The organism is Pseudomonas sp. zfem005 (assembly GCF_032621735.1).
Lineage (GTDB): Bacteria > Pseudomonadota > Gammaproteobacteria > Pseudomonadales > Pseudomonadaceae > Metapseudomonas > Metapseudomonas solani.
This window is the reverse complement of sequence record NZ_JAVYJE010000010.1, coordinates 107,789-122,582: the sequence shown is the minus strand read 5'-3', so window position 1 is coordinate 122,582 and position 14,794 is coordinate 107,789. Positions and strand designations below refer to the sequence as shown.

General features: G+C 65.3%; 11 protein-coding genes. 2 read left to right on the top strand and 9 right to left on the bottom strand.

Translation table 11 applies throughout. The annotated features are described in order from the left end of the window. Positions 1–153: 153 nt before the first annotated feature. The 3 genes from RTW82_RS22345 to RTW82_RS22335 form a co-directional block, all read right to left on the bottom strand. Entirely contained in the window at positions 154–858 is a 705-nt protein-coding gene (locus RTW82_RS22345; protein WP_021222291.1) for an OmpA family protein, read from the bottom strand. 82 nt (positions 859–940) lie between these two features. Beyond that, a complete protein-coding gene (locus RTW82_RS22340) occupies positions 941–1,585 on the bottom strand; it encodes an MBL fold metallo-hydrolase (RefSeq protein ID WP_021222290.1) in 645 nt (214 codons plus the stop codon). Between the two features lie 48 nt (positions 1,586–1,633). Continuing rightward, entirely contained in the window at positions 1,634–2,653 is a 1,020-nt protein-coding gene (locus tag RTW82_RS22335) for an AraC family transcriptional regulator (RefSeq protein ID WP_021222289.1), read from the bottom strand. 133 nt (positions 2,654–2,786) lie between these two features. Between RTW82_RS22335 and RTW82_RS22330 the strand changes: the two genes are divergently transcribed. Further along, the gene (locus tag RTW82_RS22330; protein ID WP_043239880.1) at positions 2,787–3,620 is read left to right on the top strand and encodes a metal-dependent hydrolase; all 834 of its coding nucleotides are present in this window, start codon (positions 2,787–2,789) and stop codon (positions 3,618–3,620) included. Positions 3,621–3,976: 356 nt separating this feature from the next. On the opposite strand, the gene RTW82_RS22325 is transcribed toward RTW82_RS22330, so the two are convergent. Both RTW82_RS22325 and RTW82_RS22320 read right to left on the bottom strand, forming a co-directional pair. After that, positions 3,977–4,918 (bottom strand): alpha/beta fold hydrolase, encoded by a 942-nt coding sequence (locus tag RTW82_RS22325; RefSeq protein ID WP_021222287.1) that lies wholly within the window; start codon positions 4,916–4,918, stop codon positions 3,977–3,979. 70 nt (positions 4,919–4,988) lie between these two features. After that, entirely contained in the window at positions 4,989–5,654 is a 666-nt protein-coding gene (locus tag RTW82_RS22320) for a TetR/AcrR family transcriptional regulator (protein WP_021222286.1), read from the bottom strand. Positions 5,655–5,743: 89 nt separating this feature from the next. Here RTW82_RS22320 and RTW82_RS22315 point away from each other — a divergent pair, with 89 nt between their 5' ends. Continuing rightward, complete coding sequence (locus tag RTW82_RS22315) at positions 5,744–6,598, top strand: hypothetical protein (protein WP_043239871.1); 855 nt, start codon at positions 5,744–5,746, stop codon at positions 6,596–6,598. A 3-nt stretch (positions 6,599–6,601) separates the two neighbouring features. Here RTW82_RS22315 and RTW82_RS22310 read toward each other — a convergent pair whose 3' ends face one another. From RTW82_RS22310 to RTW82_RS22295, 4 genes are all read right to left on the bottom strand, one after another. Then, positions 6,602–9,340 carry a LuxR C-terminal-related transcriptional regulator gene (locus RTW82_RS22310; RefSeq protein ID WP_316926519.1) on the bottom strand — a complete coding sequence of 913 codons (2,739 nt, stop codon included), beginning with the start codon at positions 9,338–9,340 and terminating at the stop codon, positions 6,602–6,604. Positions 9,341–9,488: 148 nt separating this feature from the next. Next, positions 9,489–10,856 (bottom strand): DUF1329 domain-containing protein, encoded by a 1,368-nt coding sequence (locus RTW82_RS22305; protein WP_316926518.1) that lies wholly within the window; start codon positions 10,854–10,856, stop codon positions 9,489–9,491. A gap of 25 nt (positions 10,857–10,881) precedes the next feature. Then, positions 10,882–12,753, bottom strand: a complete 1,872-nt coding sequence (locus tag RTW82_RS22300; protein ID WP_316926517.1) for a DUF1302 domain-containing protein — start codon at positions 12,751–12,753, stop codon at positions 10,882–10,884. 244 nt (positions 12,754–12,997) lie between these two features. Next, positions 12,998–14,680, bottom strand: a complete 1,683-nt coding sequence (locus tag RTW82_RS22295) for a fatty acid--CoA ligase (RefSeq protein ID WP_316926516.1) — start codon at positions 14,678–14,680, stop codon at positions 12,998–13,000. Positions 14,681–14,794 lie beyond the last annotated feature (114 nt).

Here is a 14,794-nt window from a genome sequence, read left to right as displayed (position 1 = left end):
GAGGGGCATCTGACCGGCAAATCATGGTTCGCGGGAACCATGTCGGCAGTCTAGTCAGGAATCGGCACCATGGCCTTGCGCCAGCAGGGAGACGACGGACGGCATGAAACGACAAGGCCCCCGAATGGGGGCCCTGTGCTTGGAGCGGGGGAATCAGTAGCCCTGTTGCTGGGGCACCTGGGCGTTGGGCAGCGGGGTGAGCTTGATCTCCACGCGACGGTTCTGCGAGCGGCCCGCATCGGTGGCGTTGCTCGCCACCGGCTGGTCCGGGCCCATGCCACGGGAGCTCAGGCGCGCACCGTTGACGCCCTGGGCCATCAGGTAGTTGGCCACGCTCTGCGCGCGCAACTGCGAGAGGTTGACGTTGTACTGGTGGCTGCCGGTGCTGTCGGTGTGGCCGACGATCTCGATGCTGTTCTGGTCGTACTGCTTGAACGAGTTGGCCAGGTTGTTCAGCGGCGTATAGAAGTTGCTGGCGATGTCTGCCGAGTTGGTGGCGAAGGTGATGTTGCCGGGCATCACCAGGTTGATGTTGTCGCCCTGGCGCTGCACCTGCACGCCGGTGCCTTCCATGCTGCGACGCAGCTCCGCCTCCTGCCGATCCACGTAGTAGCCGTAGCCCGCGCCAGCGGCGCCGGCCACAGCGGCGCCGATCAGCGCCCCCTTGCCACGCTTGTCGTGGTTGATGGCAGCACCGGCGACGGCGCCGGCCAACGCGCCCAGGCCGCCGTAGGTGGCGGTCTTGCTCATGCCCTGGCGGGGCGCCTGGCCCTGGTTCTCGTAGGGGTTCTGCGAAGCACAGCCCGACAGCAGGGCGACGGCGGTAGCGGCGATGATCAGGCGACGCGTGGTGAACATGGACTTTCTACTCCTGAATGATCGACAGCCCCGATGGACTGACGACGATTAGAGCATGGCCCATGCTGGAAATTCCGTGGCCTCAGGCACGGATGAACGGGTTTTCGCGCATCTCGTCGCCCAGCCGGGTGTCCGGGCCGTGGCCGGTGACCACGGTGGCTTCCTCATCGAGGCTGTAGAGGCGCTGGCGGATGGAGCGCTCGATGGTGGCGTAGTCACCGCCCCACAGGTCGGTGCGGCCGATGCCACGGCGGAACAACGTGTCACCGGCGATCAGCAGGCGCGCCTCGGGGAACCAGAAGCTCATGGAACCCGGCGTGTGCCCGGGGGTGTGCAGGGCCACGCCGCAGCCACAGGCCAGCTCCTCGTCGTCGGCCAGCCACTGGTCGGGCGCCGGCACCGGCTTGTAGGGCACGCCGAACATGCGGCACTGCATCTCCAGGTTGTCCCAGAGGAACTGGTCTTCCTTGTGCAGGTGCAGGGTGGCGCCGGTGGCCTTCTTCAGCTCGCCGGAGGCGAGGAAGTGATCCAGGTGCGCGTGGGTGTGGATGATGCTCACCAGCTTCAGGCCGTGGGCCTCCAGCCGCGCGATGATCTGCTCGTGGTTGCCGCCCGGGTCGACGACGATGGCCTTCTTGCTGATGGGGTCGCCGATCAGCGTGCAGTTGCACTGCAAGGGGCCGACGGGGAAGGTCTCGCGGATCAGGGTGGGGTGCGCTGCGGTCATTGCCGGTCCTCCAGGCCAGGTCGCCGGCCTCTGTGCAGGCCGGTCGGATCAGGGGTCAGCACGATAATCGCTGGGCAGCTTGCCCGTCCATTTCTTGAACGCGCGGCGGAAGTTCGACGGGTCGCTGAAACCCAGCAGGTTGGCGATTTCGAACAACGGCAGGTGGGTGGTGGTGAGGTACTGCAGGGCCAGGCCCTTGCGCACCTCGTCCTGCACCTGCTGGTAGCTGGTGCCCATGGACGCCAGGTGGCGGCGCAGGCTGCGGCCGCTGGTGTGCAGCGAGCGCGCGGCGCTGTCGAGGTCGGGGAAGTCGCCGGGGCGCGCCAGCAGCAGGCGGCGCACGCGGGTGAGCAGGGCGTCCTGCACGTCGAGGGTGGCCAGCAGGGCTTCGCACTGCTGCTCGCACATCTGCACCGTGGCCGGGTTGGCCAGGGCCATGGGGCGGTCAAGATAGTGCTTGGGCAGGCTCATCCAGTGGTAGGGCTGCTCGAACTCCACGCCGCCGCCGAACACTTCGGCGTACCGCGCCGCATGGGCCGGCGCCGGGTGCGCGAAGCCCACCGCGAGGCCGCGCAGCTCCTCGCCCAGGAGGAAGCGGGCGATGGTGTAGAAGCTGGTCATCAGCCCCTCGCCGGCAAAGCGCCCCAGGGGGCCCATGGGGAAGGATTCGGCGGCGCGCAGCTGCAGGCAGTCACCCTGCTCCACCAGCTCCAGCTCATAGGCGAGACCGAGCACCCGGTAGTACTTCATGGCGAATTGCAGGGCACGGCCCAGGTTGGCGCTGGAGAGCACCGCATAACCGAGGATGCCGTGGGTGGACACATTCAGCCGCTGGCCCAGCACCAGGCCCAGCGCCGGCTCGTTGCACAGCACCAGGGCCGCGCTGGCCAGCAGGTTGAAGTCGATGAAGGACAGGCGGCCGTTGGGGCTCTGGAGGATTTCCGGGCGCACCCGGGCTTGGGCGAACAGCGTTTCACGGGGCACACCCAGCTCTTCGGCCAGGCTCAGCAGGGCCTCGGCATAGGCGACGGGCACCAGTTCGGCGGAGAAGGTCAGTGGCTGTTTCATCGTTCTTCTTATTGGTCAGCTGGATCAGCGGTGGCCGGATATGACCCGGTTATTGGCAGAAGATAACCTTGTCCGACAAAACCCGGCAAGCCAAAGTTGGAGCGTGGTTTCTGCATAGACTCAGGGAGTCCCCATGACCAGCACGACCCCAGAAGGATTGGTAATCCGCCCGCGTCACATGGATTTCGACCTGCCCAATCCGCTGCCGCGCCACTGGCACAGTGGCAATGCCTTCAAGACCCATCTGTTCGACGCCATGTCGGTGCTCTTCCCCGACGGCGAGCGCTTCTTCATCGACTCGGTGCGCAACTTCCGCGAGGAGATCACCGATCCGGTGCTGAAGGAGCAGATCCGCGGCTTCATCGGCCAGGAAGGCCATCACAGCCGCGAGCACCTGGAATACAGCAACCGGCTGCGCGACCTCGGCTACGACATCGGCCGCATCGAGCGTCGTGCCCAGGCGCGCATCCGCTACACCCAGAAGAAGTTCTCCAAGCGCCGCCAGCTGGCCGCCACTGCTGCCCTGGAGCACATCACCGCGATCATGGCCGACGGCCTGCTGAAGAACCCCGAGCACATCGCCGGCGCCCACCCGACCCTGGCCCGCCTGTGGCGCTGGCACGCGCTGGAGGAAACCGAGCACAAGGCGGTGGCCTTCGATGTCTACAACCAGGTCTGCGGCAGCCGCACCCTGCTGCGCCGGGCGATGATCATGGGCACCTTTTTCTTCATGCTCGACACCCACCGTGGCCTCATCCACATGCTCAAGCGCGACGGCCTGCTGTGGAACTGGCGCGTCTGGCGCGACGGCCTGAGCTGGATGTGGGGCAAGAACGGCATGTTCCGCCAGCTGATCCCGGCGTACATGGACTTCTTCAAGAAGGGCTTCCATCCCTGGCAGCACGACAACCTCGAACTGCTGCACAAGACCCGCGAGGAGTTCGACGGCGTGCCTGCGGCGGCGTGATTCCTCGGTGTTAACGCAACGGCCCTTCGGGGCCGTTTTCGTTTCCAGGGTGGAAGGGAATCGGGTGGGTGGGCTTCAGCCCACCGTTCACTCTCTCTGCTCCAACTTCTTCGCCTGGTTCTGGATGGATGTGCGCTCCAATTTCCCGGTGCGCGCAGCACACCCTACGGCGGGGCTTCGAGCTTCTTGTAGGCACGACCTCCCCGTAGGAGCGAGCTCTGCTCGCGAAGCCCTCCGAACGAACTGCAAAAAGAACGGTGGGCTGAAGCCCACCCTACGCCCACGCAAAAACGCTGCTCACCGGGAAGTTATCCACAGCCGGGAGCAGCGCTCGGTCGAGCCTTAGCTAGCGGGCGTCAGCCCTGCAGGAAGCGCAGCGCATCCGCTGCCGTCTGCTCGGGAATCTCTTCCATGGGGATGTGCCCCACGCCGGGGTAGGTGCGCACCTGGATGCCCGGCAGGTCGCGCTTCCACAGCGGCACGTGCTTGGGCGAGATCCAGCGGTCGCGCTCGCCCCACATCAGCAGGGTCGGGGCCTTGATGGCGGCGACGCGCTGGCCGGTGCCTTCCAGCTCGTCCTTGTTGACCTTGAGCAGCACGCGGAAGATTTCCATCATCGCGCGGCGGTTGCCCGGGCGGCGGCTGAGGTCGTAGTAGCGGTCCACCACGCCGGACTTGATGCGCCCGGGCTCGCCGTAGACTTCCTTGATGCCCTGGGCGATGAGCGCGCGCGGCATCCACATGGGCATGGCCACGGTGGAGCCGGGCAGCGCGGCAGAGGCGATCATCCAGGGCACCTTGCGCATCTGGTAGCCGGCCGGGTCGATCAGCACCAGCTTCTCGACGCGCGCGGGCTGGGCCAGGGCGAAGTTCCAGGCGATGTAGCCACCCAGGGAGTTGCCGGCGATGGAGACCTTGTCGATGCGCAGGTGGTCCAGCAGCAGGCCGAAGATGCGGATCATCCGCTCGCCGGAATAGTCACCGCTGCGCTTGGGGCCGGTAAGGCCGAAGCCGGGCACGTCGAAGCGGATGATGCGGTAGTGCGGGGCGAAGGCCGGTACCCAGTCGTCCCAGGTGTGCAGGGAGGCGACCACGCCGTGGATCATCACCAGCACCGGCTTGTCGCGGCTGCCTTCGTCGCGGTAGTGGACGTTGAAGCCGTCCAGCTCGATGAAGCGCGAGCCGCTGTCGGCGCTGGCGTAGCGCGCCTTGAGGCGATCCAGTGGCAGGGAGCCGAAGCCCAGGCGGGAAAAGCCGGCCGCGAGCGGCGGCGACATCGGCAGGCTGGTAGCGGACATGCAGGCACCTCGTGATTGTTATTGTCGAGGCCCTTATCAGATCACGGGGTTGCTGGCCATGCGCCCCAACCTAGGTAGAGCGTGGACGCAGGGCGGCGATCAGCAGGTCGCCCAGTACCGCGCGGGCGTGCTCGATGCGCTGGCGGCTGGCGGCACCGCCGAGCAGGTCCATGGACGCCGCCTCCAGGGCCCAGATCAGCGCGCGGAAGGTCAGCGGGTCCACCACCTGGCCTGTGGCCTGGAGGCGTTCAGCGAGCAGCGCGGCCATCTCCAGGTGGGCGCGCTGGCGGTGGGCGGCCAGGGGCGAGTCGGTGCGCATGGCCTCTTCCTGCATCAGGCGGATGATGGGCCCCACGGCCAGGTGATAGTCGAAGAAGCAGCGCACCATGTCGCGCAGCCAGGCCTCGTCGCTGCCGGCGGCGGCGCGCATGCCGCGGAAGCGGTTGAGCAGCAGTACCACGGCGGTCTGGTAGATGCTTTCCAGCACATCCATCTTGTTGGAGAAGTGCTTGTAGAAGGTGCGCCGCGAGACCTGGGCCGCTTCCAGCAGGTCATTCACCGTGGTCTCGCCGATGCCCTTGCGGGCGAACACCGGAATGGCCGCCAACTGGATGTTGGTGCGCAGCAGATGCCCCACCAGCGGGCCTTCCGCCTCGGCCTGCTGGCGCGCCACGGCACCGTAGCCACCGAGGTCTTCGAATACCGCGAAGATCGCCCCGCGCTCGCTCTCGTCCATCACCCTCACCCCAACCAAGGCGCGGGTGACGGGGCGCCACCGCCCCGTTACTCTTGGCGCGCCCCTTCCCGCTGGAATCTTCCGTGTCGATGAAGCTATCACGCCGCCTGCCCTGGCCGCTGGCCATCCTTTTGCTGGTCCTGGCGCTGCCTGCCCCGGCCGCCGAGCTGTTCTACCTGGGGCAGAAGATTCCCGACATCCAGCGCCCGTGGAACAGCCACGACTACCAGCAATTGATCGATGCCCTGGACAAGGTCGACCGCACCCAGGTCAACGCCCTGCCCCGGCGCAGCGGCGAGTTCACCGGGCCCATCTACACGCGGATGATCAGCGAGGAGAACTTCAAGCCGCAGCTGAACATCTACGCGCCCCTGGAGCTGCGCCAGAACGAGGCGCGCGAAGTGCTGTTCCGCCTCAAGGAACTGATGCGCCTGTACTTCGACTTCAAGGCCGCGCAGCAGCCCTACGGCGCCGAAGCCCTGGGGCTGATGAGCTATTCGATGCGCCAGCAGGCGATCCTCTTCACCCTCACGGTGGAGTTCTGGATGACCCTGTCGGAGAGCGAGCAGAGCAAGCCGGTGCGCTTGCAAGGCCTGCAGGAAACCAAGGACGCGGCAGCGATGCTGACCTCCAGCGCGCTGGACTACCTGGGGCTGACCAAGCAGTTCAACCGTGAGGACCTGGTGCTCTACGCCGCCGAACTGGGCAAGCAGATGCCCGAGCTGTTCATCCACCTGCGCAGCGACGTGCGCGCGCAACTGATGGCTCGGGTGGGCGAGTTGGCGGAAAAGCACCCCTACGCGGAGGTGCGCAGCAGCATGGCCGACCTGCTGCCGATGCTGGCGGCCATCCAGCAGGATGTGGAGCGACAGCTGGCCCAACCGCTGCCGGCCGGCAAGCCCAAGCCGGCGCTCGATCTCTCGGCACCGGCTGCGCCGCAGTAGCCCTCAGCGCAACAGGCCGAGGGCCTTGGCCCGCGCCACCGCCTGGGTGCGCCGCTCCACGCCGAGCTTGCCGTTGATGTGGCGGGCGTGGGTCTTGACCGTGTGCAGGGAGATGAAGAGCCGCTCGCTGATTTCCTGGTTGGAGCAGCCCTGGGCGATCAGTTGCAGCACCGCCAGCTCACGCGTACTCAACGCATCGCTCCCGGCCAGTGGCGCCTCGCTGGCAGCCGGCGCTTGCGCTTCCGGCAACAATGCCAGCAATGCCGCGGCCTCAGGGGCCGAGCGCACCAGCAGTTGCTCACGCAGCCAGGGGCCTTGGTGCGACAACAGCTCATGGAAGGGCAGCAAGGCGCCACCGGGCAGGGATTCCAGGGCACTGCCCAGCAATGCGAGAGCGTCCTTGTCGCGCCCTCCGACACGCAGCAATTGCGCCAGGTGCAGCTGTGCCACCTGCGCCATGAGCGCGCCGCCACTTTCCTTGGCCCGCTGCACCAGCGCACGTAAACGCCGTTCGGCTTCGCCGCTGCGCCCTTCGATCCGGGCCAGGGCGGCCTGCTGCAATTCGATGTGCAGCGGCAGCTGCGGATGGAATTCGGGGGCAGCGGCGGCCTGCTCGCCGCTGTAGGTTTCCGCCAGACGCGAAAGCCAGGCCGAGGCCAGCTCGACCTGCCCCTGTACCAGCCAGAGTTCGCACTTCACCAGGGTGATCATGGCCAGGTAGTACACCGGCGGCACGTCCCAGATGTGCATCAACCGCTCCGCTTCGGCGAGCAGGGCGAAGGCCGCCGACAGGCGCCCTTCACGGCCTTCCAGGCTGGCCAGCACGCTGTAACCGATCAGCAGGCTGATGTCGCGGCAGGCACGCGCCTCGGCGATCCCGGCCAGCAGGCGGCTGCGCGCCGCCTGGGGTTGCAGGCGCACGCAGAGCAGGTAGCCCTCGTAGATGGCCAGCCGCGCCCGGGCGGCATAGAAGCGCTGGGACGGCAGGCCGCGCAGGCGCTCCTGGCCCTGGCGCACCTCATCCAGCGCACGAAGGATTTCGCCACGGGCCTGCAACACCCGCGCGCGGTCGTAATGGGCCAGGGCTTCGAACAGCGGGTTGCCAACCCGTTGCGCCAACTCCAGCGCCTCGCGATTGAGGCCCCGGGCACGCCACAGGTCGCCCCGGGCGACGGCGATGTTGGCCAGGGTGGACAGGCACAGCAGGCGCTGGCCATAGCGCTCCTGGGACAGCGCGGTCAGCGCCTCGGCGCAGTGCCGCTCGGCCAGGACGATATCGCCACGGCCCCGGGCGATGACCCCGCTCAAGGCCAGCCACTGAGCGATCAGCCCCTGCTGCGCCTGGGCGTTGGGGGCTGGCAGGAAGCGTGCGAGCTGGGCGCCCAGCTCCTCGGCGGCGTCCAGTTGGCAAGCCAGGGCCAGGGCCAGGCTGTAGAGCATGATCAGCCGTGGCGTGCTGACCAGCAGGCTGTCGGGCAGGTCCATCTTCCAGCGCAGCAGCATGGCGATGTTCTGCTCGGCCAGCAGTTGTTCCTCGGAGAGGTTCTGCACCAGGCTGGCGGCCACGTCCGGCTGGCCGGCGCGCAGGGCCTGTTCGATGGCTTCGTCCAGCAGGCCCTGGGCGCTGAACCAGCGACAGGCACGCAGGTGCAGGCTGGCCTGAGGGATGGTCGCGGCGTGGGCCGGGCGGGCCCGCAGCAGGTCGGAAAACAGGTGGTGATAGCGGAACCAGTGGCCGTGCTCGTCCAGCGGTACCAGGAACACCTGGTGGGCCTGCAGGTGCTGGAGGATGCCGGCGCTGCCGTGGCCATCGCGCACCGCATCGCACAGCTCGGCGCAGAAGCGGTCGAGGCAGGCGGTCTCATAAAGGAAGGCCTGCACCTCGGCGCTCTGCCGGTCGATCACCTCTTCCAGCAGGTATTCGCGGATCAGCCCCTCGTCACCGTGGGGCCCGCGCGCCAGGGCATGGGCGTCGCCTTCGTCCTGGCTGGCCAGCAACCACAGGCGCAGGCCGGCGGCCCAGCCCTCGCTGCGTTGCAGCAGGTTCTCCAGGTGGGCGCCATCCAGGCGCGCGCCCTGGGCCTGGAGCAACGCGGTGCTTTCGGCGTCGGTCAGGCGCAGGTCATGTTCGTTGAGTTCCACCAGTTGCCGCGACAGACGCAGGCGCGCCAGGTGCCAGTCGGGGCGCTGACGGCTGGTGACCAGCAGCACCAGGCCTTCCGGCAGGTGGTTGAGGAAGAACTGCAGGCAGCGGTCGAGCACCGCGCCCTGGGCCAGGTGGTAGTCGTCGAGCACCAGCAACAGTGGCTGCTGGCGGTCCAGGCGCTGGCCAAGCTCGTCGAGCAGGCCGTCGATCCACTCCTCGAAGGCGAAGGGCTGGTGGCGCTGGCGCATCTTCAGCAGGCCCATGGCCTCCTCGCCCATCCCCGGGAAGAACTGGCGCAGCCCTTCCAGCAGGCGTTCGAGGAAGCGCCCGGGGTCGTTGTCACGACGCCCGAGCCCGAGCCAGAGCGCCTGCCAGCCCTCCGGCAGGCCTTCGCAGAACTCGATGGCGAGCGAGCTCTTGCCGAAACCGGCGGGGGCGCTGACCAGCAGCAGGCGGCCGCCCAGGCCGGCGGCCAGGCGGTCGCACAGGCGCGGGCGCGAAAGGTGCCCGGCCGGCAGCGGGGGGCGGAAAAAGCGTTCGCCGGCTACCGGTACGGCAGCGGGCGCGAAGGAACGCGAACTGGATAGATCGGTCATCAACCCGGCTTCTAGGAATGGTTATGCCGCGGGGGCGTGAGCGCTGAGGCAGCCTAGCCTTTCGGTCCGCCCATTTGTAGTCCCTTGGGAAAGTACAGACAAGAAAAAGCCGGCCCGAAGGCCGGCTTGTTTACGCGGTATTACAGGATCAACGCACGCCAGCCTGACGCAGAGCGGCCGGGGTGTAGTCGCTTTCCGAAGCGCTGTAGTTGAAGTCGTAGGATTGTTTCTCCTCGTTCTTCATGCCCAGGGCCAGGTAGCGACCGGACAGCAGGTCGTACAGGGTTTCCACGGCGTACCAGGGTACTTGCTTGTCGTAGTAGTACTCCGAGTGGGCCTCGGCTACGCGCCACAGGGTGCCACGGCCGTCGTAGTGGTCGATGGCGGCGGCTTGCCAGGTGTCTTCGTCGATGTAGAAGTCACGCTTGGCGTAGATGTGGCGCTCGCCGGACTTGAGGGTCGCGACGACATGCCACACGCGGTGCAGCTCGTAGCGGGTCAGGTCCTGGTTGATGTGGCCGGCCTTGATGATGTCGGCGTACTTCAGCTTGGGCGAGTCCAGGCGGTAGCTGTTGTAGGGGATGTAGATCTCCTTCTTGCCTTCCAGCTTCCAGTCGTAGCGGTCCGGCGCACCGTTGTACATGTCGAAGTTGTCGGAGGTACGCAGGCCGTCGGCGGCGGTACCCGGGCCATCGTAGGACACCTGCGGAGCACGGCGTACGCGGCGCTGACCGGCGTTGTACAGCCACGCCAGGCGCGGCTCCTTCACCTGGTTGAGGGTCTCGTGCACCAGCAGCACGTTACCGGCCAGGCGCGACGGAGCGGTCACGCGCTGCTTGAAGTAGAACAGCACGTTGCTCGGCTTGCTCGGGTCGTAGTCCTTCAGCTTGTCGCGGAAGGTGAACTCGTCCTGGAAATACACCAGGCTGTAGGAGCCGTTCGGCTGCGGGGTCGCCTGGGTCACCAGACGGCGCACGCTGCCACCGCGGTAGCGGGTGATGTGGTTCCAGATCGCTTCCAGACCGTTCTGCGGGATCGGGAACGGGTTGGCAGTCTTGAAGTTCTCCAGACCGTTACCGCCCTCCACCAGCTTGGTGTTGGCCGCGTTTTCCTTGGCTGCCGCGATCACGTCCGCCGGTACGGTGGCCGTACGGTGGGTGGTGAACACCGGCATCTTGTAGGTTTCCGGGTAGCGCTTGAACATCGCGTACTGGCCGGGGGTCAGCTTGTCCTTGTACTGCTCGACGTTCTGCGCGGTGATGGTGAACAGCGGTTGCTCACTGGCGAAGGGATCGGAAACGAAGCCCTTGTCGTCCACCGGGCCGGCGTTCTGCGGCAGGCCGCCGGTCCACTCGGGGATGCTGCCATCGGCGTTACCGGCCTTCTCGGCGCCCAGCGGGGTCAGGGTGGTGCCGATCTTGGCCACCTGGTCGGCCGGCGCCGCCGCCATGACGGCGGTGGCCAGCAGGGACAGCGCCAGCGCACCGGTTTGCAGCAGGTTCTTTGTTGTTTTCATAGGTGATTCCTTAGTTCCGGGCCGCTTAGAAGTTCACGCCAAAGCTGAGCGCGAGGAAGTCGCGATCGATCAGGGTGTTGTACTTGCCGCCGAAGAAATCCGTGTAGCTGAGGCTGGCGGTGTAGGTGTTCTGATATTCGGCATCCAAACCGAGGCTCACAGCCTTGGCATCCTCGGTGAAGAGACCGTTGGGACCATAACCATCGACGTCATGGGACCAGGCGATGCTCGGCTTCAGGTTCACACCAGCGAAGGCATCGTTGTAGTCCCAGATTGCACGAGCGCGGTAGCCCCAGGCGGTGCTGGTAGTGAAGCCGTCGTTTTCGCAGTATTTGCTGACATTTTCTGCGGTAGCGCTTCCCAACGTACTGGTGTTGAGAGCAAGGCAAGTATTCACAGGACCTGTCGCCGGCAGCGGACCGGGGCCGTAGATAGGATCACGGCCATAACGCGCCTGGCTGGTACTTTCCAAGCCACCTGTGTGAACCACACCAATCTCACCGACCAAAGTCAGTCGGCTTGCGCCCATGACCTGATCGAAGAAATGGGTGAAGGTCGTTTGGAACTGAGTGATTTCCTTGCGGCGATAGCCGTGAAGATCCTGCCCAGGCACACCGTCTAGTACAGATGCATTCCCAAAGGCCGCAAAGGCGGGGCTAAGTGCAGCCAGCGGACCTACACCAGCGAACAGGATATCGGTGGAGTTCAGTTGAACCGGCGCATTGGGACGATAGCTAAGCTCGCCACTCCAAGCAGTGCCGGTGGGCAGCGTGGTAGAGAAGCTCAGCCCGTAGAGGCGGATATCCTCAGGATATTCCATGAAGTAGTTCGACCGACCAGCAACGGCGAGGGGGGCCAGAGCGCCCAGGCCAGCAGAATCGATAAACACGGCTTGCGACGGTGCCGAGCCACTGAAGATAGGTGTACGGCTGTGGTAATTGATGAAGTAAGCACCGAACTCGGTGTCCAGCGGTTCGAAGAAGTAACGCAGCGCGGTCCCCCATTGGCCGCCGTCTCGAGCATCACGATCCCCACCACGGCGCACCAGCACGCCCTCTTGGTTCACATCGATTCCACGACCAGTTAGAGCAGCCAGTGCCGGCCCGAGGGAAGCGGCACTTCTCAGTACACGGAGGTTTCCATCACAGCCATCGGCAACGATGTCTGGCTGTGCGAAGAAGGTGCCGCAGTTGTCAGTGACAGTCTGGTCCCACTCCAACTGATAGAAGGCTTCGGCTGAAAGATTGTCCGTCAGGCTCTGCGACACGTAGAACATGTTGACCGGGATCAGGCCCTCCTTCACCTCCGCGCCGGGGCGACGGAAGGCGGAGACGTCGATCGGGTTGATCGCGTTGATGCCGTTCTGAATGAAGGTGCTCTCACCCCAGCTAACGACCTGTTTGCCGAGACGCACCGAGCCGGGCATGTCTGCAATGGCGTAGTTGTGGTAGACGAAGGCGTCGAGAATCTGCGCACCGGAGGACTGAGCGCCTTCCTTGCGGTTGTGATCGTCGATGTCCTTGAACAGGCGGCTTTCGTCTTTCAGCTCGAAGTCGTACCAGTACTTGCCACGGACGAAGACGCCGGTATCACCGTACTTCAGCTCGAGGTCATGGATGCCCTTGAAGATCTTCGAGAAGGTTTCGCCCTTCTTGAAGTTCAGGTGGGAGTCATCGGAGGTCTGCGACAGGCCATCACCGCCGTTGTTCACACCGATCAGGTCCTTGTCTGCACCGCGCATGGACCAGCTTGCACCGACCGACAACGAGGAATCGAACTGCCCCTCGATCTCGCCGATATTGAACGTTACGCCGAATGCCGGGGCGGCGAGAGTGGATGCGAGGCTGACGGCCAGTGGCAGTCGTGCCAGGCGCCAGAACGGTTTTCTTGTTGTCATCGACGCTACTCCATGTGTGTTTTTTTGTTATGGATTGGTGCGGACTATAGCCAGGAGGTAGTAGTGCTTGATCCCTCTAAAGTGTGATTTGCAGTCCGGCGAGCACTCTGGCTCGCAGGTTTGCAGACTAGCCCGATCTGGCGATTGGTAAAGCCGGGGTGAGCTGGCGCGGAGCCAGCAAATAACAAGCCAAGCGTTTGCTTGGTAGACAGGCCGGGCCTTGCGGGACCCGGCCTAAAGCGGCTCAGAGAGCGGAGAGGAAGGTGCTGCCAGTGGCCTGCCACTGGGCGATATCGACGCGGATGCGTTTCTTGTCCAGCTTGCCGACGCTGGTCTTGGGAATTTCAGTAACAACGGCGATCTGGCTGGGAATAGCCCACTTATTGATGTGACCTTGCTCTACGAAAGGCTTGAGGTGCTCCTTCAGCGTCTTGGCATCCAGGGCCTGCTCGTCACGCAGCACCAGCAGGGCGAAAGGCCGCTCCCCCCACTGCGGATCGGGCACCCCGACCACCGCCACTTCGCGCACCGCCGGGTGGCGGCTGACCAGGTCCTCCAGCTCCAGGGAGGAGATCCACTCGCCGCCGGTCTTGATCACGTCCTTGATGCGGTCGCGGATATCGATGAAGCCCATGCCGTCGATGGTGGCGACGTCGCCGGTGTGCAGCCAGCCACCCTCCCACAGCTCCTGGCTCTTCTCCGGTTCGCGGAAGTAACCCTGGGTCAGCCAGGGCGAACGCAGCACCAGCTCGCCCTGGGACTCGCCATCCGCCGGCAGGAACTTGCCCTCGGCGTCGATGATCGCCGCATCCACCAGGGGCACCGGCACGCCGGCCTTGATGCGGTAGGTGGTGCGCTCGTCTTCGCTGCCGGCCAGCAGCTCGTCGTTCATGTGCGCGCAGGAAATCATCGGGCAGGTCTCTGACATGCCGTAGGCCGCCGTCAGATGGATGCCACGTGCCTTGGCGGCGTCGTACAGCGAGCGGTTCAGCGAACTGCCGCCGATGATCAGCTTCCAGCCGTTGAAATCCACGCCCTGGGCGGCCTTGGCGTTCATCACCATCTGCAGGATGGTCGGCACGCAGTGGGAGAAGGTGACCTTCTCGCGACGCCACAGCTCCACCAGCAGTTCCGGATCGTAACGCCCGGGGTAGACCTGCTTGACCCCCAGCATGGTAGCCACGTACGGCACGCCCCAGGCATGCACGTGGAACATCGGGGTGATGGGCATGTACACGTCATCGTTGGCCATCAGGCTCGGGCTGTGCACCGAGCCCATCATGCTGGCCATGGCCATGGTGTGCAGCACCAGTTGGCGGTGGGTGAAGTACACACCCTTGGGGTTGCCGGTGGTGCCGGTCGTATAGAAGGTGGTGGCGAGGGAGTTCTCGTCGAAGTCGGGGAAGTCGTAGCGGGTGGAGGCGGCGGCCATCAGGGTTTCGTATTCGCCGACGAGGTTCGGCAGGTCGGCGCTCTTGTCGGCGGCGTCGGTCAGCAGAAGGGTCTTCTCGACCGTGGTCAGCTGGCCCTCGATGGCCTTGTAGATCGGCACGAACTCGCTGTTGACCAGCACGAAGCGGTCCTCGGCGTGGTTCATGGTGTAGAGGATCTGGTCCGGGGACAGGCGGATGTTGATGGTGTGCAGCACCGCGCCGATCATCGGGATGGCGAACATGCATTCCAGGTAACGGTGGCTGTCCCAATCCATCACCGCCACGGTGTCACCCGCCTTTACGCCGGCATCGGTCAGCAGGTTGGCCAGGCGCGCGACGCGCTCGTTGAAGGTGGCGTAGTTGTAGCGCACCAGATCGCGGTAGACGATTTCCCGGGTCTTCTCGTAGCGGCTGCCGGAGAGCAGCAGGCCTTTGATCAGCAAGGGGTACTGGTAGGCGTTGTCGGCCGGTTTGATGACTCGGGTCTGCACCATGGAAATGCACCTGCGCGCTAGGGATGTAGTTATTGATTTCTCCGCACTCTAGGGCCCTGCGTCCAGGCATAAATCAGTCAAAAGAATGATTTGCACGTGACCCTTTGGCCACTT